Origin of the sequence: Nocardia sp. NPDC058244 (genome assembly GCF_042882065.1) — a bacterium.
Taxonomy (GTDB): Bacteria; Actinomycetota; Actinomycetes; order Mycobacteriales; family Mycobacteriaceae; genus Nocardia.
Genome location: NZ_JBHVWX010000002.1, coordinates 437,309 through 457,288 on the forward strand (window position 1 = coordinate 437,309; position 19,980 = coordinate 457,288).

At 69.5% G+C, this 19,980-nt stretch carries 20 protein-coding genes and 1 tRNA gene; 10 read left to right on the forward strand and 11 right to left on the reverse strand.

Going from position 1 to position 19,980, the window contains the following annotated elements; genetic code table 11:
• Window positions 1–14: 14 nt before the first annotated feature.
• Genes ACFVW6_RS08265 through nth form a run of 4 tightly spaced genes read right to left on the reverse strand, consistent with a single transcriptional unit; the run spans window position 15 to window position 3,362 of the window.
• Window positions 15–1,208 (reverse strand): MarP family serine protease, encoded by a 1,194-nt coding sequence (locus ACFVW6_RS08265; RefSeq protein ID WP_365009838.1) that lies wholly within the window; start codon window positions 1,206–1,208, stop codon window positions 15–17.
• Window positions 1,205–1,951, reverse strand: a complete 747-nt coding sequence (locus ACFVW6_RS08270; protein WP_378824978.1) for an NUDIX hydrolase — start codon at window positions 1,949–1,951, stop codon at window positions 1,205–1,207. The genes ACFVW6_RS08265 and ACFVW6_RS08270 overlap by 4 nt, the downstream gene beginning before the upstream one ends.
• Window positions 1,948–2,580, reverse strand: coding sequence for a TlpA family protein disulfide reductase (locus ACFVW6_RS08275; protein WP_378825700.1), 633 nt, complete (start codon window positions 2,578–2,580; stop codon window positions 1,948–1,950). The genes ACFVW6_RS08270 and ACFVW6_RS08275 overlap by 4 nt, the downstream gene beginning before the upstream one ends.
• A gap of 23 nt (window positions 2,581–2,603) precedes the next feature.
• On the reverse strand, window positions 2,604–3,362 hold the full coding sequence (nth, locus tag ACFVW6_RS08280; RefSeq protein WP_355281019.1) for an endonuclease III: 759 nt from the start codon (window positions 3,360–3,362) through the stop codon (window positions 2,604–2,606).
• 155 nt (window positions 3,363–3,517) lie between these two features.
• On the opposite strand from nth, the gene ACFVW6_RS08285 reads away from it, so the two are divergent.
• Window positions 3,518–3,760, forward strand: coding sequence for a hypothetical protein (locus tag ACFVW6_RS08285; RefSeq protein WP_255587266.1), 243 nt, complete (start codon window positions 3,518–3,520; stop codon window positions 3,758–3,760).
• Window positions 3,761–3,927: 167 nt separating this feature from the next.
• A complete protein-coding gene (locus ACFVW6_RS08290; protein WP_019044571.1) occupies window positions 3,928–4,602 on the forward strand; it encodes a Crp/Fnr family transcriptional regulator in 675 nt (224 codons plus the stop codon).
• 172 nt (window positions 4,603–4,774) lie between these two features.
• On the opposite strand, the gene ACFVW6_RS08295 is transcribed toward ACFVW6_RS08290, so the two are convergent.
• The 3 genes from ACFVW6_RS08295 to ACFVW6_RS08305 are packed head-to-tail and all read right to left on the reverse strand — an operon-like array spanning window position 4,775 to window position 6,207.
• Window positions 4,775–5,572 carry an MBL fold metallo-hydrolase gene (locus ACFVW6_RS08295; RefSeq protein ID WP_378824976.1) on the reverse strand — a complete coding sequence of 266 codons (798 nt, stop codon included), beginning with the start codon at window positions 5,570–5,572 and terminating at the stop codon, window positions 4,775–4,777.
• A gap of 9 nt (window positions 5,573–5,581) precedes the next feature.
• Window positions 5,582–6,043, reverse strand: a complete 462-nt coding sequence (locus ACFVW6_RS08300; protein ID WP_357346006.1) for a RidA family protein — start codon at window positions 6,041–6,043, stop codon at window positions 5,582–5,584.
• Between the two features lie 2 nt (window positions 6,044–6,045).
• Window positions 6,046–6,207 carry a DUF4177 domain-containing protein gene (locus tag ACFVW6_RS08305; RefSeq protein WP_019044568.1) on the reverse strand — a complete coding sequence of 54 codons (162 nt, stop codon included), beginning with the start codon at window positions 6,205–6,207 and terminating at the stop codon, window positions 6,046–6,048.
• Window positions 6,208–6,266: 59 nt separating this feature from the next.
• Between ACFVW6_RS08305 and ACFVW6_RS08310 the strand changes: the two genes are divergently transcribed.
• Both ACFVW6_RS08310 and ACFVW6_RS08315 read left to right on the forward strand, forming a co-directional pair.
• Window positions 6,267–7,304: an ArsA family ATPase gene (locus tag ACFVW6_RS08310; RefSeq protein WP_378824972.1), complete on the forward strand. Its 1,038-nt coding sequence runs from the start codon at window positions 6,267–6,269 to the stop codon at window positions 7,302–7,304.
• Complete coding sequence (locus tag ACFVW6_RS08315; RefSeq protein ID WP_378824970.1) at window positions 7,301–8,434, forward strand: ArsA family ATPase; 1,134 nt, start codon at window positions 7,301–7,303, stop codon at window positions 8,432–8,434. The genes ACFVW6_RS08310 and ACFVW6_RS08315 overlap by 4 nt, the downstream gene beginning before the upstream one ends.
• Before the next feature lie 136 nt (window positions 8,435–8,570).
• On the opposite strand, the gene ACFVW6_RS08320 is transcribed toward ACFVW6_RS08315, so the two are convergent.
• The gene (locus ACFVW6_RS08320) at window positions 8,571–8,894 is read right to left on the reverse strand and encodes a WhiB family transcriptional regulator (protein ID WP_019044565.1); all 324 of its coding nucleotides are present in this window, start codon (window positions 8,892–8,894) and stop codon (window positions 8,571–8,573) included.
• Between the two features lie 374 nt (window positions 8,895–9,268).
• Here ACFVW6_RS08320 and ACFVW6_RS08325 point away from each other — a divergent pair, with 374 nt between their 5' ends.
• Window positions 9,269–11,647, forward strand: a complete 2,379-nt coding sequence (locus ACFVW6_RS08325; RefSeq protein ID WP_355280924.1) for a transglycosylase domain-containing protein — start codon at window positions 9,269–9,271, stop codon at window positions 11,645–11,647.
• Window positions 11,648–11,704: 57 nt separating this feature from the next.
• Here the strand turns inward: ACFVW6_RS08325 and ACFVW6_RS08330 are convergent, their stop codons facing one another.
• Window positions 11,705–12,169: a GatB/YqeY domain-containing protein gene (locus tag ACFVW6_RS08330; RefSeq protein ID WP_357346001.1), complete on the reverse strand. Its 465-nt coding sequence runs from the start codon at window positions 12,167–12,169 to the stop codon at window positions 11,705–11,707.
• Between the two features lie 121 nt (window positions 12,170–12,290).
• Between ACFVW6_RS08330 and ACFVW6_RS08335 the strand changes: the two genes are divergently transcribed.
• The 3 genes from ACFVW6_RS08335 (at window position 12,291) to ACFVW6_RS08345 (ending at window position 15,422) form a co-directional block, all read left to right on the forward strand.
• Entirely contained in the window at window positions 12,291–13,253 is a 963-nt protein-coding gene (locus ACFVW6_RS08335) for a metallophosphoesterase (RefSeq protein WP_355280928.1), read from the forward strand.
• Window positions 13,254–13,292: 39 nt separating this feature from the next.
• Window positions 13,293–15,284 carry a hypothetical protein gene (locus ACFVW6_RS08340; protein ID WP_378824967.1) on the forward strand — a complete coding sequence of 664 codons (1,992 nt, stop codon included), beginning with the start codon at window positions 13,293–13,295 and terminating at the stop codon, window positions 15,282–15,284.
• A gap of 64 nt (window positions 15,285–15,348) precedes the next feature.
• A tRNA-Pro gene (locus ACFVW6_RS08345) sits at window positions 15,349–15,422 on the forward strand.
• 68 nt (window positions 15,423–15,490) lie between these two features.
• On the opposite strand, the gene ACFVW6_RS08350 is transcribed toward ACFVW6_RS08345, so the two are convergent.
• Window positions 15,491–16,078, reverse strand: a complete 588-nt coding sequence (locus ACFVW6_RS08350) for a hypothetical protein (RefSeq protein ID WP_378824965.1) — start codon at window positions 16,076–16,078, stop codon at window positions 15,491–15,493.
• A gap of 478 nt (window positions 16,079–16,556) precedes the next feature.
• On the opposite strand from ACFVW6_RS08350, the gene ACFVW6_RS08355 reads away from it, so the two are divergent.
• Both ACFVW6_RS08355 and atzF read left to right on the forward strand, forming a co-directional pair.
• Window positions 16,557–17,261, forward strand: coding sequence for a GntR family transcriptional regulator (locus tag ACFVW6_RS08355; protein WP_357345993.1), 705 nt, complete (start codon window positions 16,557–16,559; stop codon window positions 17,259–17,261).
• 12 nt (window positions 17,262–17,273) lie between these two features.
• Window positions 17,274–18,983 carry an allophanate hydrolase gene (gene atzF / locus ACFVW6_RS08360; RefSeq protein ID WP_378824962.1) on the forward strand — a complete coding sequence of 570 codons (1,710 nt, stop codon included), beginning with the start codon at window positions 17,274–17,276 and terminating at the stop codon, window positions 18,981–18,983.
• Here atzF and ACFVW6_RS08365 read toward each other — a convergent pair.
• Window positions 18,940–19,608 carry an arsenate reductase ArsC gene (locus ACFVW6_RS08365; protein WP_378824960.1) on the reverse strand — a complete coding sequence of 223 codons (669 nt, stop codon included), beginning with the start codon at window positions 19,606–19,608 and terminating at the stop codon, window positions 18,940–18,942. The two genes, atzF and ACFVW6_RS08365, sit on opposite strands and share 44 nt — an antisense overlap.
• Between the last annotated feature and the right edge of the window lie 372 nt (window positions 19,609–19,980).

A 19,980-nucleotide genomic window follows, 5' to 3' on the forward strand; every position in this document is an offset into this window, starting at 1 on the left:
GGGACGATCCGCGCTCAGCTCAGGACACACGCACCGGTGGGAACCGGGCTTCCGCTGGTCTGCGCGGCCGCCAGTTCGGGGGCGATCTCGCGCAGGGTCAGCACGTAGCCGGTGTCGTCGTCGGTGACGGCGGCGCCGAAGACCACGCCGAGCACCTGGCCCTCGGTGTCGACCAGCGGTCCGCCCGAGTTACCGGCCCTGACCTGACCGCGCACGGTGTACACCTCACGCTCGACGGTGCCGTCCCGGTGGATCGTCGGGCCGGTGAGGTCGAGGGTCTCGCGGACACGGGCGGCGCTGGCGGTGTACGGGCCGCCACCGGGGTAGCCGAGCACGATCGCGCTCTCCCCCGAGCTCGCCGCCTCCGGCGCCTGCGGCACGACCGGCGCGGTGAGACCCGGCACCGCGAGGACCGCGATGTCCTTGGACGGGTCGAACAGCACCACGCTGGCCTCCATCGGCCCGCGCGCCGTATCGACCGACACGCTCGTGGTGCCCGCGACGACGTGCGCGTTGGTCATCACCCGTTCCGGCGCGACGACGAAGCCGGAGCCCTCGAGCGCCCGCTGGCAACTGGGCGCGACACCACGGATGCGCAACACGCTCTGCTGGAGCGATGCCGCGACCGGACTGGCGAGCACGCTCGCGTCCGGCGGCTCGACCGCGGCGATCGGCGCCCGGCCGAACGGCCCGATGACATCCGGCAGCCCGGACGTGTCGAGCAGCTTGGAGAATTCGTTGGGCAGCTTGCGCAGCCACTGCGGCGCCACCGAGTTGACGTCGGCGAGCACCCGCGACCCGTTGATGGCGGCCGCGACCCCCGGTTGGGACGCGGTGGCCAGCGGCAACGCGAGCAGCCACGCCGCGACCAGCACGGTCGCCGCCTGTAGGACGGCACCGACCACACTGTCCACGCTGCGCGCGGCCGGATGCCGGATGCCGGTGCGCGCGGCCCGGCCGAGCACCATGCCCGCGACCTCGCCGACGATCACCAGCAGCACGATCAGCAGGATGCCGCCGAGCAACCGGCTGCGCCCCTCACTGAGGTGTTTGAGGATGTGTGGCGCGATCAGAATGCCGGCGACCGCGCCGAGCGCGACGCCGAAGAACGCCAGCGCCGAGGCCACCGCGCCCTGCCGCCAGCCGGTGGACGCCGCGACCAACGCGATCAGCACCACCGCGATATCGAGCCATACCGACGGGCTCACAGGGTCATTCCGACCGCAGCCAACGAGCTCTCCAGGTCACGCACGTCGCCCCGATCCCAGTCTCTTTCCCACCCAGCCGTTTTGATGATTCCGGCGAGGATACCGCCGGTGAGCCCCCAGACCAGCATGCCGTCGACCTGGAACGCGGGACTCTGGTAGCCGAGACTGCCACGCACCATGAATCTGTGTGCCGGATCGAGCAATTCGGTCAGCCGAACACGGACGACACGCTCGGTTTCCGCCTGATCGACGACGCCGACCGCGCTCGGTGCTCGCCAGTAGCCGAGGACCGGGGTCACGTCGAACTTCGAGGGCGGAACGAACAGTTTCGGCAGCATCGCGAAGGGCTGCACGCCCGCCGGGTCGAGGCCGGTCTCCTCGGCGGCCTCGCGCAGCGCGGTGCCGATCGGGCCGTCGTCGCCCGGGTCCTCGGCGCCACCGGGGAACGCGACCTGGCCGCGATGCTGCCGCATGGTGGACGCGCGCTGGGTGAGCAACACGTCGGCGTCGGCGGGCAGCCCGCCCTGCGCGGCGGAGTCGGGCTCCGGCGAGCCGCCGAACAGCACGAGCACGGCGGCCTGGCGCGGCTTGCCGGTGATCGACATGGCCCGGCGCAGCGCACGGGAGGTGGCGAGGGTGTCGTCGGCATCGGGGCCACCGTGCCGGATCGCGGCGGTCAGCCAGGACGGGAGGCCGGACTCGTCCAGCCGTAATACACCGTTCATCACAACGTCCTTCGTCATACCGCGATCCGAACGCCGAGCTCCTCGGCCACCGTGTCGGCGATGTCGGCGACATCGGCGAACGTGCGAACCTCGACACTGGCAATCGTGCCGTCCGCGCGCACGAGCACCGACACCGGGAGTACCGCGGGCGCGCCGACGGCGGTGCGCACGCTCGCCCGCGGGTCCTCGATTCCGGGCAGCGTGATGCCCAGGCCGTCCAGCCGCGACAGCGCCTTCACCTCGTCGGGATCGCTGTGCACGGTGAGCACGGTGAGCTGCGAGCCCGCGCGCTGCGCGAATTCCTGCAGGTGGGGCAGCTCGACGGCGCACGGACCACACCAGTACGCCCACAGATTGAGCAGCGCGGGCTTGCCACCGAGCGCGGCGGCGAGGTCGACGGGCGCGCCGTCGGCGAGGCAGTTCAGGGTGATCCCGGCCAGCGGACCCGATCCGGCCTGCTGAGCCGGGGCCGGGCACGGTGCCAGACCCGCCGCGGCCCGCTGCTCCGCCGACGCGGTCGCGGGCTGCTTGGTCTGGGGTGCCGACGGGCCGGCGTTCTCGGAACCACCACGCGGCCACAGCGCCACCGCCGCGGCGACGACCAGGATCAGCGCGGCCAGCGCCCAGCGGACCGCGGGCCGTCGCATCGGCGACGGTTCGGCGGGATCACTCACAGGCCGACCAGATCGAGCAGGTGCTCGCGCTCAGGCCCCTTGACCAGATCGGCGGCGGCCACCGGATCGGTCGGCCCGATCCCGAACGACGGGCAATCGTTGGCGAGCACGCAGGCGCCGCAGGCCGGCTTGCGCGCATGACACACCCGGCGACCGTGAAAGATCACCCGATGCGAGAGCATCGTCCACTCCTTGCGCTCGATCAGCTCGCCGACCGCGTGTTCGACCTTGACCGGATCCTCGTCCTCGGTCCACTTCCAGCGGCGCACCAGCCTGCCGAAATGGGTGTCGACCGTGATTCCCGGCACATCGAAGGCGTTGCCGAGGATGACGTTCGCAGTCTTGCGTCCGATGCCCGGCAACTTGACCAGTTCCGGCATGGTGTGAGGCAACTCACCGTCGAATTCGGTGACCAGCGCCTGACCGAGCCCGATGAGCGAACTGGTCTTGTTCCGGTAGAACCCCGTCGGCCGGATGTATTCCTCCAGCTCGGCCCGGTTGGCCTCGGCGTAGTCGCGCGCGCTGCGGTACTTGGCGAACAGCGCGGGAGTGGTGAGGTTCACGCGGACGTCGGTGCACTGGGCCGACAGGATCGTCGCCACGGCCAGCTCCAGCGGAGTGGTGAAATCCAGCTCGCAGTGCGCGTCGGGGAAGGCCGCGGCGAGGGTGCGGTTCATCCGGCGTGCCCGCCGAACCAATCCGATCCGCGTTTCCGCAGCTATCGCACGGTTCTTGCGCTTGCGCGCCGCGGAGATACCGGTGGGCGCCGCGGCCGTTTCGGCGTCGCCTGCGGCCGCGGTGGAGGGGGAAACGGGCACCTGTCCACCATACGGAACCGCTACGACAACATCGGGTGGCCAGTTTGCCGCCTGTGTTCCATCTGAGACCTGGACCGTGTTTACTGCCTGTCATGCAAGGACTCGCTGTGGTGCTCTTCCCAGTGCTGTTGATGCTGTTCGCGCTGGGGATGGAGCGGGTCGAGAATCGGCTCCGAAAGCTTCTCGAACCCGACGAAGAGGTTCAGCAGTACCTGGACAACGCCAGCAACGCCGAAGTGAAAGAGCTGACGAAGCTCGGCCTCCCCGCCGCGGTCGCGCGGATGCGCAAGCGCCGCTCACGGACCGCCGAAATGGACGTCGCTCGGGCCAGCTGATCATCGTTCCACCCTGGGCACAACCGCCCGTTCACACTCCGCGCACAGTGCGCAATCCACTCTTTACGTGGTGTCTGTCACTGTGCTGCTGTGATGCCGCGTAGACTGCGCTGTTGGTCGATTCGCTCGACCAGGTTCGCAAGCCATATCCCATAAGGAGCACATTCGTGGACGAGGCCCTCGCCAGAGCAGGCATCTTCCAAGGCGTCGAGCCCACCGCGGTGGCCGCGCTCGCCAAGCAGCTGCAGCCCGTAGATTTTCCGCGCGGCCACGTCATCTTCAACGAGGGCGAACCCGGCGACCGGCTGTACATCATCACCTCGGGCAAGGTGAAGATCGGTCGTCGGTCCCCGGACGGCAGGGAAAACCTGCTGACCATCATGGGTCCGTCGGACATGTTCGGTGAACTGTCGATCTTCGACCCGGGCCCGCGTACCTCGACCGCCACCACGGTCACCGAGGTCCGCGCGGTGACGATGGACCGTGACGCGCTCAAGGCGTGGATCGATCAGCGCCCCGAGATCGCCGAGCAGCTGCTGCGCGTGTTGGCCCGACGTCTTCGCCGCACCAACAACAATCTCGCCGACCTGATCTTCACCGACGTGCCGGGTCGCGTCGCCAAGGCGCTGCTGCAGCTCGCTCAGCGCTTCGGCACCCAGGAAGCGGGCGCGCTGCGCGTGACCCACGACCTCACCCAGGAAGAGATCGCCCAGCTGGTCGGCGCCTCCCGTGAAACCGTGAACAAGGCGCTGGCCGACTTCGCGCATCGCGGCTGGCTGCGACTCGAGGGCAAGAGCGTGCTGATCTCGGATTCCGAGCGGCTCGCCCGTCGCGCTCGCTGAGGCGAGTAGTTCGTCGACGTCTCGGCACGCCGGGACCACCGGTGCGGCTCCGTAGGAAGAGGGCCTCGTCCGCACCACTGTGGTTCCGGCGTGCCGTCGTCGTTTCAGCACGTCGTCCGGGCACGCCGAAGGCCGACGCGCGGATCACCGCACGTCGGCCTCCGAACCGCGCTCAGGCCCCGCGTTCGGCCCGCAGATATTCCAGCTGTGCCTTCACCGAGCTACGCGCGGCGGGCCACAGCCGTTTGTCCACATCGGCGTACACCTTGCGGACGACCTCGAAAGCACCCGCGTCCTGGCCCAATTCGACCAGCGCCGCGCGGATCTGATCGAGCCGTTCGCGCCGGTGGTGCAGGTAGTACCGCACCACCGGGGCCGCGTCGGGATGATCGGGACCGTGCGCGGGCAGCAGTGCCTTGCCCGCGCCGAGCTCGAGCAGCAGCTCCAGCGAGCCGAGGAAGTCGGCGAGCGCGCCCGGTGACGAGGCCAGGACGGTCGTGCCCTGGCCGAGCACCGTGTCACCGGTGATGATCGCGTCGTCGAGCAGGAAGCTCACCGAGTCGGCGGTGTGGCCCGGAGTGGCGAGCACAGTGATCCGCAGGCCCGCCGCCTCGACGACCTCGCCGGCCACCAGCGCGCTGACCTCGCCGCGCAGGTAGCTCGGATCCACCGAACGCACCGGCGTCCCGGTGGCCTTCACCAGGTGATCGATGCCGCCGGTGTGATCGGGGTGGTGATGGGTGATCAGGGTCAGCGCCACCCGGCCGCCGGTGGCCGCGACGATCGCGGCCGTGTGCTTCTTGTCCTTCGGCCCCGGATCGACGACCACGTAGTCGTCGCTGCCGGGAGCGCGCAGTAGCCAGGTGTTGGTGCCGTCGAGCGTCATCTGCGACGGGTTGTCCGCCAGCAGGACCGATGCCGTCGGCGTGACCGCCCTGACCTGGCCGTACGCGGGATGTTCCAGTGCCATGACGGCTGCCTATCCGACCTCGACGATCAATTCCACCTCGACGGGAGTGTTCTTCGGCAGTTCCGAGACACCCACCGCGGAGCGCGCGTGCACGCCCGCCTCGCCGAAGACCTCGCCGAGGAACTCCGAGGCGCCGTTGATCACGATCGGCTGATCGGTGAATCCCGGTGCGGAGTTGACGAACCCGACGACCTTGACGATCCGCACCACCTGGTCGAGCCCGACCAGGTCGTGCACGGCGGCCAGCGCGTTCAGCGCGCACAGCCGCGCGGCCTCCTTGGCCTGCTCCACATCGACGTCCGCGCCGACCTTGCCGACCGCCGACAGCTCACCGTCGACGAAGGGCAGCTGGCCGGAGGTGTACACCAGCGAACCGGTGCGCACGGCCGGGATGTAGGCCGCGACGGGAGCGGCGACCGGCGGCAGGGTGACCCCGAGCCGATCGAGCGCGTCCTTCCACGCGGTGGCCACGGCTACTTCTGCCGCTTCAGGTAGGCGACGTGCTGCTCGCCGGTCGGGCCGGGCAGCACCGTGACCAGCTCCCAGCCGTCGGCGCCCCACTGGTCGAGGATCTGCTTGGTCGCGTGCGTCAGCAGCGGCACGGTGGCGTACTCCCACAGGGTGACTTCACTCATGGTGTGAGTTTAGGGCGCACCCCGACCGCCGCCGAGAAACGGGTTATAGGCTCGGCCACGTGGGAGCACCAACAGCAGAGCCGGTTTCGTCGGTTCCCGAACCGTCGACCGGATGGCCACAGCGCGCGGCCACCGCCCGCTTGCACTACGTCACCGGCAAGGGAGGCACCGGCAAGTCGACCGTTTCGGCCGCACTCGCGCTCGCCCTGGCCGCGGGGGGACGCAAAGTGCTGTTGGTCGAGGTGGAGAGCCGTCAGTCCATCGCGCAGCTGTTCGACCGGCCGCCGCTGCCACCCACCGAGACCCAGATCGCCAGCGCCGACGGCGGCGGTGAGGTGTTCGCGCTCGCCCTCGACATCGAGCACGCGTTCCTGGAATACCTCGACATGTTCTACAACCTCGGCTTCGCGGGCCGGGCGATGCGCCGGATGGGCGCGATCGAGTTCGTCACCACCATCGCGCCCGGTCTGCGCGACGTGATCCTCACCGGCAAGATCAAGGAATGCGTGGTGCGCGCCGACAAGAACGGCAAGCCCGCCTACGACGACATCGTCGTCGACGCACCGCCGACCGGCCGGATCGCGAGCTTCCTCGACGTCACCCAGGCCATGGCCGAGATCGCCAAGGGCGGCCCGATCGCCTCGCAGGCCGAGGGCGTGTCCAAGCTGCTGCATTCGGACCAGACGATGATCCACCTGGTCACCCTGCTCGAGGCGCTGCCGGTGCAGGAGACCGCCGACGCGGTCGCCGAGCTGGCGGCCAACGACCTGCGGATCGGCACGGTGATCGTCAACCGGGCGGCCGAATCCCGGCTCACCGCCGTCGATCGCGCGCTGGCCGTGCGCGGCGAGCTCGACAGCACCGGCATCGCCGCCAGTCTGGCGAAGGCCGGAATCACGCTGCCCGACGAGGATTTCGCGGGTCTGCTCACCGAGACCGTCGACCACGCCGTCATGCTGACCGCACAGGACGAGAGCGCCGCCGAACTGGCGCGGGTCGACGTGCCCCAGCTGCACCTGCCCGCCCTCGGCGAAGGCATGGACCTGGGCGGACTCTACGAACTGGCAGAACAGCTATCCGCGCAGGGAGTGCGATGAGCGAGCAAGTGACCACCACGCCCCCGCTGGATGTCTCCCGGATCATCGCCGATCCGACGGCCCGCGTGATCGTCTGCTGCGGTTCCGGCGGCGTCGGCAAGACCACGACCGCGGCCTCGATCGCGCTGCGGGCCGCGGAGGCGGGCCGCAAGGTCGTGGTGCTCACCATCGATCCGGCGCGCAGGCTGGCCCAGTCGCTCGGCGTCGCCGAGCTGGACAACACCCCGCAGCGCGTCGACCTCGGTCCCGAGGTACCCGGCGAGCTGCACGCGATGATGCTGAACATGCGCCGCACCTTCGACGACATGGTGCTCGAGCACACCAGCGCCGAGAAGGCCGAGCAGATCTTCGCCAACCCGATCTATCAGACGGTGGCCTCGTCCTTCGGCGGCACGCAGGAGTACATGGCGATGGAGAAGCTCGGTCAGCTGGCCGGGCACAAGGAGTGGGACCTGATCGTGGTCGACACTCCGCCCTCGCGCAACGCGCTGGACTTCCTCGACGCGCCCAAGCGGCTCGGCAACTTCCTCAACGGCAAGATGATCCGGCTGATCATGGCGCCTGGTCGCGGGGTCGGCCGGTTCGTCACCGGGGCGATGAGCCTGGCGATGCGCGGTGTCTCGACGATCGTCGGCGGCCAGATGCTCAAGGACGCCTCGACGTTCCTGCAGTCGCTGGAGTCGCTGTTCGGCGGTTTCCAGGACCGGGCCGAGCGCACCTTCGCGATGCTGTCGAAGCCGGGCACGCACTTCCTGGTGGTCGCCGCGCCCGAACCCGACGCGCTGAGGGAGGCGTCGTTCTTCGTCGACCGGCTGTCCACCGAGCAGATGCCGCTGGCCGGCCTGGTGCTGAACCGGACCCACCCCGCGCTGTCGGGACTGTCCGCCGATCACGCGCTGACCGCCGCCGATCAGCTCGATGGGACGGACTCGCTGGCCGCGTCGGTGCTGCGCATCCACGCCGAGCGGGTGGCGACGGCGAAGCGGGAACAGCGGTTGCTGCATCGCTTCACCGGCGCCCATCCGCGGGTCCCGATCGTTTCGGTCACCGCGCTGCCGTTCGAGGTCTCCGACCTGGAGGCGTTGCGTGCGGTCGGTGACCAGTTGGCGGGCAAACCCGCCGCGGTCTGAGCTGTCCGGTCCGAATCCAGAGCTCGATTCAGACATTTCAGCTATAGCTCACAATTTCGTAACACTCGCCAACGGCGCCGATTCCGCAAACCCAGCGGTCTCGGCGCCGTTTGTGATAACGCTGCGGTCTCGCCTGCTAGATCGCCACCTGGTGCTGGCGCTGGGCCTGGAAGAAGTCGGCCCACGACGTCACATCGGGATGCTGCTTGAGCAGCGCGCGCCGCTGCCGCTCCGTCATCCCGCCCCACACTCCGAACTCCACCCGGTTGTCCAGCGCGTCGGCGCCACACTGCATCAACACCGGGCAATGGCGGCAGATCGTCGCCGCCTTGCGCTGCGCCGCACCACGAACGAACAGCTGATCAGGGTCCACTTCCTTGCATCGCGCCTGGGCAACCCAAGCGATCCTTGCCTCGGCCTGCTCTACATCCAGTCGAGCGATGGGGGTTGTGATGTGCATTTTGATGTGCCCCTTTGCAGTCCGAACACCGTTGTGCGGCGCTCCAGAATCGCGAGCGCGGATCACAGCAACCCAACTACCGCTGCGGTCCGCACCACATTCCACTTTGAGTGTTAGCTCTATCACACTGGGTTCTCAATCTAGGTAAAGGTATGGCGCTTGCGCAAGACCACCCCCCGATTTTTTGGTACGGCCGTCCATTCAAATCAGGGATCCGACCGGGCAGTCCTGCTGTTCACCGGCGTGGCCGGGCGCGACACGCCGATGTGATCATTTTGTTGACACGCCCGAGCAACCCCCCTGGCACCGACCGGACATCACCTGTCGAGCAGCACAGCCGTGAACACCGCCACCCCACCCTTTAGGCTGGGCGGGTGCCGATCACTCAAACGCTCGCGAGGCTGGCCGGCAGCTGCGCGCTGGCCTCCGTGCTAGTCGCCGGGCTGTTGTTCCCCTTGGCCGGTGGATTCGGGTTCATCTCCAACCGAGCCGCCGATGCCGTCGACAACGTGTCAGCCGAACTGGTCGAAGGCACGGTCCCGGCCGTCTCGACCATGGTCGACGCGAACGGCGCGCCCATCGCCTGGCTCTACGAGCAGCGACGGTTCGAGGTGCCGAGCGATCGCATCTCCAACAACATGAAGCTGGCGATCGTTTCCATCGAGGACAAGCGCTTCGCCGACCACAAGGGCGTCGACTGGCAGGGCACGCTGCGCGCGTTCCTCACCAACACCTCCTCCGGTGAGGTGCAGCAGGGCGCGTCCACGCTCGACCAGCAGTACGTGAAGAACTTCAACCTGCTCGTCGTCGCGAAGACCGACGTCGAACGCCGGGCCGCGATCGAGACCACCCCCGCGCGCAAGCTGCGCGAGATCCGGATGGCGCTCACCCTCGACCGCGAGCTGAGCAAGGACGAGATCCTCACCCGCTATCTGAACCTGGTGCCCTTCGGCAACGGCTCCTACGGCATCCAGGACGCCGCGCAGACCTACTTCGGCGTCGACGCCGCCGACCTGAACGTCACCCAGTCGGCGATGCTGGCCGGCATGGTGCAGTCCAGCTCCAAGCTGAACCCGTACACCAACGTCCAGGGCGTCACCGATCGCCGCAACACGGTGCTCGACACGCTGATCCAGAACATCCCCAACCGCGCGGAGGAGTTCCGCAAGGCCAAGTCCGAGCCGCTCGGTGTGCTGCCGGAGCCGAAGGGCCTGCCGCGCGGCTGTATCGCCGCCAACGACAAGGGCTTCTTCTGCGACTACGCGCTGCAGTACCTCGCCGAGTCGGGCATCAGCCGCGAGCAGGTGGACAAGGGTGGCTACCTGATCAAGACCTCGCTCGATCCGGTCCTGCAGGAGTCGGTGAAGCGGTCGGTGAACGAGCAGGCCGACCCCAACCTCGACAACATCGCCGAGGTCATGTCGGTGATCGCGCCCGGCCAGGACTCGCACCCCGTCCTCGCGATGGCGTCGAGCCGCACCTACGGCCTCGACCGCGACGCCAACCAGACGCTGCTCGGCCAGCCGTACTCGATGGCCGGTGACGGCGCCGGCTCGATCTTCAAGCTCTTCACCACCGCCGCCGCGATGGAGAAGGGCCTCGGCATCGCCGCCCAGGTGGACGTGCCGGGCACCTACGCCGCCAAGGGCATGGGTTACTCGAACTCGCCGGGCTGCCCGGCCGACTCGTGGTGCGTCAAGAACGCGGGCAACTACCCGGGGTCGATGTCGGTGACCGACGCGCTCGCGACCTCGCCCAACACCACGTTCGTGAAGATGATCCAGGACGTCGGCGTGGCCGCCGCGGTGGACATGGCCGTGCGCCTCGGCATGCGGACCTACACCGAGCCGGGGACCTCCGGACACGGCAACACCAGCCTGGCCGACCACATCAAGAACAACAACATGGGTTCGTTCACCCTCGGCCCGTTCGCGCTGAACCCGCTCGAGCTGTCGAACGTGGCCGCCACGATCGGCTCGGGTGGCAAGTGGTGCCCGCCCTCGCCGATCAAGGAGGTCGTCGACCGCAGCGGCAAGGCCGTCCCGCTCACCCAGCAGGCGTGCGAGCAGGTGGTCGACCCCGGTCTGGCCAACACCCTCGCCAACGCGATGAGCAAGGACGACGTCAGCGGTACCGCGGCGGGCGCCGCACGGGCCGCGGGCTGGGCCGCGCCGATGTCGGGCAAGACGGGCACCACCGAAAGCCACCGTTCCTCGGCGTTCCTCGGCTTCACCAACTCGCTGGCCTCGGCGGTCTACGTCTACGGCGACAGCCCGACCCCCGGCGAGATCTGCTCGTTCCCGCTGCGCAACTGTGGCGCCAGCAACGCCGCGGGCCTGTTCGGCGGTAACGAACCCGCGCGCACCTGGTTCAACGCCATCAAGCCGGTCCTCGACCGGTTCCCGCCGCCCGGCCTGCCGCCGGTGGACGACAAGTACGTCCGCGGCGCGAACAACTCCCAGGTCCCGGACGTGGCGGGCAAGTCGCAGGGCGAGGCCACCTCGATCCTGTCCGGCGCCGGATTCCAGGTGTCGGCGGTGACCAGCCCCGGCTCGCAGGCCAAGGGCACCGTGATGGGCAGTTCGCCGAACGGCATGGCCATCCCCGGCTCGGTCGTCACGATCTACATCAGCGACGGCTCGGTCCGCGTGCCGGTGCCGACCACGCCGCCGCCGGCCGCGCCCGCGCCCGCGCTGCCCGGTCTCCCGCAGATCCCGCGCCTGCCACCGATCCCGATCCCGGTGCCGCGCTAGGAACGTGAACAGGGCCGCCGTCCTTCCGGACGGCGGCCCTGTTCGTTGTCCGACCGCTCAGAGGCGGGCTTTGACCGCCGCGGACAGCCGCGAACCGTCGGCCTTGCCCTCGGCGAGCGCGGTGGCCGCCTTCATGACCTGACCCATCTGCTTCATCCCCGGCCGCTCGCCGATCTCCTCGGCGACCTGGGCGATCGCGGTGTCGGCCACCTGGGCCACCTCGGCCTCGGTCAGCTGCGTCGGCAGGTACTCCTCGATGATCTCTTCCTCGGCACGCTCGTTGGCGGCCAGCTCGCCACGCCCGTTCTGCTCGTAGATCAGCGCCGACTCGTTGCGCTTCTTGGCTTCCTTCTGCAACACGGAGACGACGTCGGCATCGGAGAGTTCCCTCGCCTGCGCTCCCGAGACCTCGGCGTTCTGGATCGCGGCGAGCAGCATCCGCAGGGTCGACAGACGCAGAGTGTCCTTGGCTTTCATCGCGGCGGTCATATCCGCGCGCAGTTGCGATTTCAGTTCCGACATGCGCCTCACGCTAGCTGTTCACCCGGCGGAGTCCCATCACATTTTCATCGCAACCGAATTTCCGACCGTTTGTGCGGAAACACACGCGCCGTTCCGGGAGGGGGTCGCCTATGCTGGGCAAATGCCCGTTATCTCGACGTCCGCTGTCCGCCGAACCGCGTTGGGAGCCGCCGGGGCCGCCGTCGCCGGAATCGGCTACGCCACGCTGATCGAACGGAACGCGTTCGTCCTGCGTGAAGCCACCATGCCGGTCCTCGCGCCCGGCTCACCGACGCTGCGGATTCTGCATGTCAGCGACCTGCACATGATGCCGGGCCAGCAGCTCAAACAGCAGTGGCTGCGCGAACTCGACCGGCTCGAACCCGACCTGGTCGTGAATACCGGCGACAATCTTTCGCACCCCAAGGCCGTGCCCGCCGTCGTGCAATCACTCGGCGCGCTGCTGGCCCGTCCCGGTCTGTTCGTGTTCGGTTCGAACGACTATTTCGCGCCGGTGCCGAAGAATCCGCTGAAGTATTTCAAGAAGGATCATCGCCGCGTTTACGGTGACCCGCTGCCCTGGCAGGATCTGCGCGCGGCGTTCACCGAACGCGGCTGGCTGGATCTGACCCACACCCGTCGCGACCTCGAGGTGGCGGGCATCCGCATCGCGAGCGCGGGTGTCGACGACCCGCACCTGCAGCGCGATCGCTACGACACCGTCGCGGGCGCGCCCAACCAGCTCGCGCAGCTGAGCATCGGCGTCACCCACTCGCCCGAGCCCCGGGTACTCGACCGCTTCGCCGAGGACGGCTACGACCTCGTGCTCGCCGGTCACACGCACGGTGGGCAGCTGGTGGTGCCCGGTTACGGCGCGCTGGTGACCAACTGCGGCATCGACAAGTCGCGGGTGAAGGGCGCCTCGCAGTGGGGCGAGCACACCCAGCTGCACGTCTCGGCGGGCATCGGCACCTCGCCGTGGGCGCCCTACCGATTCTGCTGCCGCCCGGAGGCGACCCTGCTGACGCTGGTCGGCGCCCCGCCGAAGCGGCCGTCGGCCGACACCGGCCACGGCATCTCGGCATCGGAGGCCGTCGCCCGCTAGGGTTGCGCCCCGAACGACGTTTGTCAGTAGGGGATGACAGTGAGCAGTGGATCCGACGACCGGCGCAACGACCCGACCGTATTCGGCGGTTCCGGCGCTCCCGACCCATCCGACGCGCAGTGGCAGCGCCCCGGTGCGGTGAACCCGCCCCCGGGCGCTCCCACACCGGCGGATCCCGCTCCGGGACAGCCGAATCCCGATCCCACCACCGTGTGGACACCCGGCAGCACCGGCCTCCCACCCACCCTGCGCTGGGACGGCTCCGGCCCACTCCCCGCCCTCCCCGAGCCCACCCAGTGGACGCCGGCGGGCCCCCAGCAGTGGGACAACCCGCCTCCCGGGCAGCCGCAGCCCGGCCAGGCCGACGCCACCCAACTGCGCGGCCCCTCGGCCCCTTGGCCAGGCACGAATACCCCCGCCGGACAGCCGGGTTCGCCGCAGCCGTGGCAGCCAAGCCAGGCTGACGCCACCCAGCTGCGTAACCCTGCCGAACCGCCGCCTTGGCCCGGCGCGAACCCCCAGACCGGACAGCCAGGCTTTCCGACATCCGGCCAGGCCGACGCCACTCAGCTGCGCGGCCCCTCGGACCCCGCCCCGTGGCCAGGCGGCAATCCACCTGCCGCGCCCCCAGGGCAGGCCGACCCGACCCAGCTGGGCAATCCAGCGACGCCCTGGCCCGGCGCGAATCCCCCTGCCGGACAACTCGGTTCACCCCAGCCATGGCAGCCCAGCCAGGCCGACGCCACTCAGCTGCGTAACCCCGCCGAACCCGGCCCGTGGCCCGGCGCGAATCCGCCTGCCGCGCCGCCAGGGCCGGCCGACCCGACCCAGTTGGGCAATCCGGCGGCACCTTGGCCAAACGCGAATCCCGCCGCAGCACAACCCAGTTCGCCGCAACCATGGCAGCCCGGCCAGGCCGATGTCACCCAGCTGCGCGGGCCTGCGGACCCCACCCCGTGGCCCGGCGCGAACCCCCCGGCAGGACCGCCCGGCGCACCCCAGCCGGGCCAGGCCGACGCGACTCAGTTGCGCACCCCCAACGCGGGGTGGCCGGGGACGAATCCGCCCGCTGGGCAGCCGGGTCAGCCCTGGGGCGCGCCCGCAGGTCAGCCGCAGTGGGGCGCGCAACCGCCTGCGGGACAGCCGAATCCCGCGCAGCAGTGGGGGCAGCCGCAGTACGGCGAGGTGCCGCCGCTGGAGCAGTACGGCAACCAGCCCTACGGACAGCCGCCGTACGGCCCGCCCGGGCGGAAATCCGGGAGCAAGGCCGTGGTCTGGGTGGCGGCCGGTGTCGCCGCCCTGCTGCTGGCCGGTGGCGCCATCACGGCGTTCGCGCTGACCCGGGGTGACGACGACCCGGCCACCACCGCGAGCGGGAGCACCACCCCGTCGATGGTCAGCGCCCTCACCACCACCGGCGCGCCGCCGCCGTCGAGCAGCAAGCCGCAGCCCAGCTCCACCACGCCGTCGCCGTCCGGCGCCGCGGGCAACCGCACGCCGCTCATCTCGGGCTATCAGGTGGTCGCCTCGCCCGATCGCGGCGCCGCCTACGACGTGCCGCCGAGCTGGAAGGTCGCCACCGAGACCACCATCGGCGGCGTCGGCGAACCGCCGGGCGACACCGTCATCGGCAAGGGCTACGCCTCCGACGGCCGCGACTACTGCCCCGGCTCCACCCGCACCATGTCGCTGCTCACCGGTTCCAAGCAGGCCGACCACGCCGCGGCGGGCGCCGAGCTCGGCACCAAGGCCGCGCCCCTGGCCTACACGGGTGCCACCGGCACCCCCGGCCCGGCCCAGCCGCTGAAGTCGATCGACGGCAAGACCGACGGCATGTTCACCGAGACCACCGGCACCGTCCCCAACCCCAAGCCCGGCTGCGCGTCCACCTTCTCCATCTACACCTACGCGTTCAAGGGCGCGAAGGACGGCAGCTTCGTGATGGTGATGATCGCCGACACCGGCGTCCCCGACGCCATCGACGCCGCCACCGCCAAGCGCATCTTCAGCTCGGTCCGAGCCCTCAACTAGCTCCCTGACCAGCCGGTTTAACAATCCCGACCACCTCGTTGTAAGCTACTTCAGGTTCGCCTCACGGGGTGTGGCGCAGCTTGGTAGCGCGCTTCGTTCGGGACGAAGAGGTCGCAGGTTCAAATCCTGTCACCCCGACGTGTTGGTTGAGACACAGAAGAGCCCCTGATCAGTTCACTGGTCAGGGGCTCCTCGTATTTCCGGGGTCACGCCAAGATCTCCGCCTTCAGATCCGGCCTGTCCCGCTCCTCCGCGAACACCAGTCCGCGCTCGCACAGCAGGTCGACGAAGTACGCGTACGGGCTGTCGTCGCTGTTCACGGCCATCATGAACAGCAACGCCACCAGGTCGTTCGCCGACTCCGGCGACCATCGGTAGCCGACCGCTGGACCGTACTGGTCGAAGATCGGTGCGCCGTTCCCGGGAGAGTTGAACCAGACGCCCTCGACGCGTCGCACCAGCCACTCGCCGATATAGGTGACGAATTGGTCCGCGAGATGATCGGTTTCGGGCGTGTACCGTCCGTCCTCGCCACGGACGGCGACCTCGATCAGGGCAGCGATCCAGTCGAACGCGGCGACGCTGAATCGGTCATCGAGCGAGGGGCGGCCCTCGGTACCCCGAACCGCTTCCAGCCGGGGCAGTGTCTCGTCGAACAACCGCTCGATGCGGGCGTCGATCGCGGCCGGGTCGCTCCACGCGAGCCAGGCCACGGACTGCTGGGCGTCGGCGTCGAAAAATCCGGGGTCAAGATCGCTGTCTGCCGGAGTGGCCCGTCTCGCGTCGGTTCTCACGTTCCCTCATATGCCGTTGTGGTCGCAACCGAGCGATGCTACAGCCGCCGCGGAACTCTCACCCGGCTATCCGGCGCACCGGCCGGATCAGTGGTGGTCGCGACGGGTCGGGCGAGGGACGGACGCGCCGCGGAGCAGAGGTTCTTCGTAGGGTGGGGGTGTTTCGCGGTCGAGGGGGTTGGGCCACCAGACGGTGATGGCGATGACCGAGAACAGGCCGAGGATGAGGGCCACGATTGCGGCGGATGCGTTCATGGGTCGCCCTTCCGGGTGAGCGGAGTGGGAGCGCGGCGGTGGGCTCGGTGAAAGACTGCGCGCGGACTGTGTCACCCGAGGTTCCCTGCGTGTTCGAAGGTGGTTGAGAAGTGCTCTCCACGCGAACGCGGCCTTGGTGAGATGCGGCGGTGTGAGGACCCGATAACCTGACGCTTACTTTCTGTCACTTGATAGAAATTCCCGGTCGATAGCGTATACAGCCATGTCGACAAGGGTGGATGCACCGGATGACGGCGCGGGCAGACCGCTGCGAGACGTCGTGTACTCGACGTTGCGCGCGGAGCTGATGAACGGCGACATCCGCTTCGGCGAGCGCCTGACCGAGCCGAAGCTGTCGACCAGATTCGGCATCTCCCGCACGCCGGTACGCGAGGCGCTGACCATGCTCTGCTCGGACGGCCTGCTGGAACGCGAGGAATTCGGGTTCAGCCCGGTCCGGCCGAGCGTGGCCCGCATCCGCGACCTGTACGAACTCCGGCTGACGCTCGAACTGGGCGGGATGACCAGGGTGCGCACCGACCCCACCCTCACCCACGACGAACGCCTGCTGCGCGCCGAACAACAGCGCTGGCTGGCCCTGCAGGCCGACCCGCCCGCCCAGGAGCCGGGGTTCGTCGTGGTCGACGAGGAGTTCCACGTCGCCCTGCTGACCGCGGCGGGCAATGCCGAGATGGTGCGCGCGCTGATCGCGGTGAACTCCCGCATCCGGCATGTGCGCATGTACGACTTCATGATCAACAACCGCATCGAGACCACGATCAGCGAGCACCTCGGCATTCTCGACGCCGTGCTCGCCGGCGAGCTCGAGCTGGCGCAGCGACTCCTGCACACCCACATCGGCGACTCGCTCGATGTCGTGCTCGACCGCATCTCGCGCGCCGTCGCCGCCATGTCCATGAGCGATTAAGGAGACCCCGCCATGTCAGCAGGACTACTCGACACCGCGACCGCGAGGGTCGCCGCGGCGTACGCCCGGATCGCCGAAGTGGACCGTCCCGAGGTCTGGATCACGCTGCGCCCGGAACCCGAACTGGCCGCCGAGGCAGCGGAACTGGAGCGCCGGATCGCCGCGGGCGAGGAGCTGCCGCTGGCCGGACTGCTCGTCGCCGTGAAGGACAATGTCGATGTCGCGGGCCTGCCGACCACCGCCGCCTGCCCCGAATTCGCCTATCCGGCAATCGAAACCGCCGCGGCCGTCGAGCGGTTGGTCGCGGCGGGCGCGCTGGTGCTCGGCAAGACCAATCTGGACCAGTTCGCCACCGGCCTGGTCGGCACCCGGAGCCCGTACGGCGCGGTCCGCAATGCCCTGTATCCCGAATTGATCTCCGGCGGTTCGAGTTCCGGCTCGGCGGCGGCGGTCGCCCTCGGCATCGCCGACCTGGCGATCGGCACCGACACCGCCGGATCGGGCCGCGTACCCGCCGCGCTGCACGGCATCGTCGGCATCAAGGCCAGCCTCGGGGTGATCCCCGCGCACGGCGTCGTCCCGGCCTGCGCCGACTACGACGCGGTCACCGTCTTCGCCGCCGACCTCGACCTGGCCGTCACCGCGGCCAGGACCATGGCGGGCCCCGACGCCCGCGATCCGCGCAGCCGCGCCTGGCCCGCCGACGTGCGCCTGGCCGCCGCACCCCGGCCGAAGGTGGCGATCCCCCGCCCCGAGGACCTCGCGCCCCTGAGCCCCGCCTATCGGCAGGCGTTCACCGACACCGTCGCCACCCTGCGCGATCAGGGCGTCGCGGTGCACGAGATCGACATCTCCCCGCTGCTCGACGCGGCCCGGCTGCTCTACGACGGCGCGATCGTCGCCGAGCGGTACGCGGCCGTCGGCGCGTTCGTCGACAAGGGCGCGGCCGGCCTCGATCCCACCGTCGCCGGAATCATCGGCGCGGCACGGGAACTGGACGCGCATGCCTTCGCCACCGATCTCGATACCCTCGCCCGCGCCAGGGCGGCGGCCACCGCGCTGCTGACCGGCTACGACGGCCTCCTGCTGCCGACCACCACCGAGCATCCGTCGCTCGCCGAGGTGGCCGCCGACCCGGTGGCGATCAACCGCAGGCTCGGCACCTACACCAACTTCTGCAACCTGCTCGATCTCGCCGCCGTCGCGGTGCCCGGCGCGCCCACCGCCGCCGGATCGCCGTTCGGCGTGATGGTGGTCGTCCCCGCCTTCGCCGACCAGCTCGCCGTCGACCTGGCCGCCCGCCTGACCGGCACCCCGCCGCCGCTGCTGGTGGAAACCGGTGTGCCGCTGGCGGTATTCGGCGCGCACCTGCGCGGCCAGCCGCTGCACTGGCAGCTCGAACAGCTCGGCGCCCGGTTCGCCGGCGAGATCACCACCAGCGACGCCTACCGGCTCACCGCGCTCGACACCACCCCGCCCAAGCCCGGCCTGGTCCGCCACGGCGACGGCCTCGGCGCGCCGATCCTGGGCGAGCTGTTCCTGGTCTCCCCCGGCGGTCTCGGCCGTTTCCTGGCCGAGCTGCCCGCACCGATGGCGCTGAGCAGCATCGAGCTGTCCGACGGCCGCTCGGTGATCGGATTCGCGTGCAGCTACGACGCCGCCGTCGCCGCCACCGACATCACCGGCTACGGGGGCTGGGTGGCGTACCTGCGGGCTCGCTGACGTCGATCCCCAGCTCGGTGAGCAGGCCCGTCACGCGGCGGCCGATGTCGTCGCGGATGGGCCGCACCAGCTCCAGTTCCAGACCAGCCGGGTCCTCGATGATCCACTCCTCGTAGCGCACGCCGGGCACCAGCGGACAGGTGTCGCCACAGCCCATCGTGACGATCACGTCGGCGGCCCGGATGATCTCGTCGGTCCACGGCTTCGGATACTCGCGCGAGATGTCGACGTCCACCTCCGCCATCGCCGCCACCGCGGCCGGATTGAGCTGCTCGCCCGGCACCGACCCGCCCGACCAGGCGACCGCGCGGCCCAGCGCCAGCTCCTCGAAGAACCCCAGCGCCATCTGCGACCGGCCCGCGTTGTGCGTACACAGGAACAGCACCGTCGGACGCGGCGTCGCGACCTTGCCTTCGACCTTGGCCAGCGCCTGGAGCCGCTGCCTGCCGAAACGTTCCGCCAGCAACGGGAGATACAAAGTCACCGTCGCCCTGGCGGCGAAGTCGTCATAGGAGGTGTGCAGGAAACGATGGATCGTCGCCGGCTCGAACATCGTCGCGAACTCTTCGCGCAGCCGTACCTCGGCACGATCCAGCGCGTCTCGGTGCTCGGCGATTTCGACCACCCCTCAACCCTGACGGCGAATGCCGTCGAACGCAAACGACCGGGCCGGTCACCCCGCGAACAGACCGGCCCGGTCGGCGTACCCCGCGACACCCGCGGAACAGCTCCGGCCCAGTCCTTCGGTGTGGTTACCGTCGGCAGTGCGTCTTCAGCGTCTGGAAGAGCCACCTTCTGGTCTGCACCGCCGGGTCCGACTGATCACCCCTCGAGACCGGTCGGACCCGGTTGTTCCGGTGTCTGGAGAAAGGATGCGATGCCCGTCTCGAGAGGTTCTTAAGAACAACTTGTCAGCATCGGCCGATTCTTCGGCGATGATGGAAGTACCGACAAGATGGAGAGCGACGATGGAGACCGTGATCGTCTGGTTGCTGGC

What these genes read in the sequence shown, in the direction of transcription:
- ACFVW6_RS08270 (WP_378824978.1), bottom strand. Translation starts at nt 1,951, where the DNA reads ATGACGAAGGACGTTGTGATGAACGGTGTATTACGGCTGGACGAGTCC.
- ACFVW6_RS08275 (WP_378825700.1), bottom strand. Translation starts at nt 2,580, where the DNA reads ATGCGACGGCCCGCGGTCCGCTGGGCGCTGGCCGCGCTGATCCTGGTC.
- ACFVW6_RS08285 (WP_255587266.1), top strand. Translation starts at nt 3,518, where the DNA reads ATGCAAGGACTCGCTGTGGTGCTCTTCCCAGTGCTGTTGATGCTGTTC.
- ACFVW6_RS08295 (WP_378824976.1), bottom strand. Translation starts at nt 5,572, where the DNA reads ATGGCACTGGAACATCCCGCGTACGGCCAGGTCAGGGCGGTCACGCCG.
- ACFVW6_RS08305 (WP_019044568.1), bottom strand. Translation starts at nt 6,207, where the DNA reads ATGAGTGAAGTCACCCTGTGGGAGTACGCCACCGTGCCGCTGCTGACG.
- ACFVW6_RS08315 (WP_378824970.1), top strand. Translation starts at nt 7,301, where the DNA reads ATGAGCGAGCAAGTGACCACCACGCCCCCGCTGGATGTCTCCCGGATC.
- ACFVW6_RS08320 (WP_019044565.1), bottom strand. Translation starts at nt 8,894, where the DNA reads ATGCACATCACAACCCCCATCGCTCGACTGGATGTAGAGCAGGCCGAG.
- ACFVW6_RS08330 (WP_357346001.1), bottom strand. Translation starts at nt 12,169, where the DNA reads ATGTCGGAACTGAAATCGCAACTGCGCGCGGATATGACCGCCGCGATG.
- ACFVW6_RS08335 (WP_355280928.1), top strand. Translation starts at nt 12,291, where the DNA reads ATGCCCGTTATCTCGACGTCCGCTGTCCGCCGAACCGCGTTGGGAGCC.
- ACFVW6_RS08355 (WP_357345993.1), top strand. Translation starts at nt 16,557, where the DNA reads ATGTCGACAAGGGTGGATGCACCGGATGACGGCGCGGGCAGACCGCTG.
- atzF (WP_378824962.1), top strand. Translation starts at nt 17,274, where the DNA reads ATGTCAGCAGGACTACTCGACACCGCGACCGCGAGGGTCGCCGCGGCG.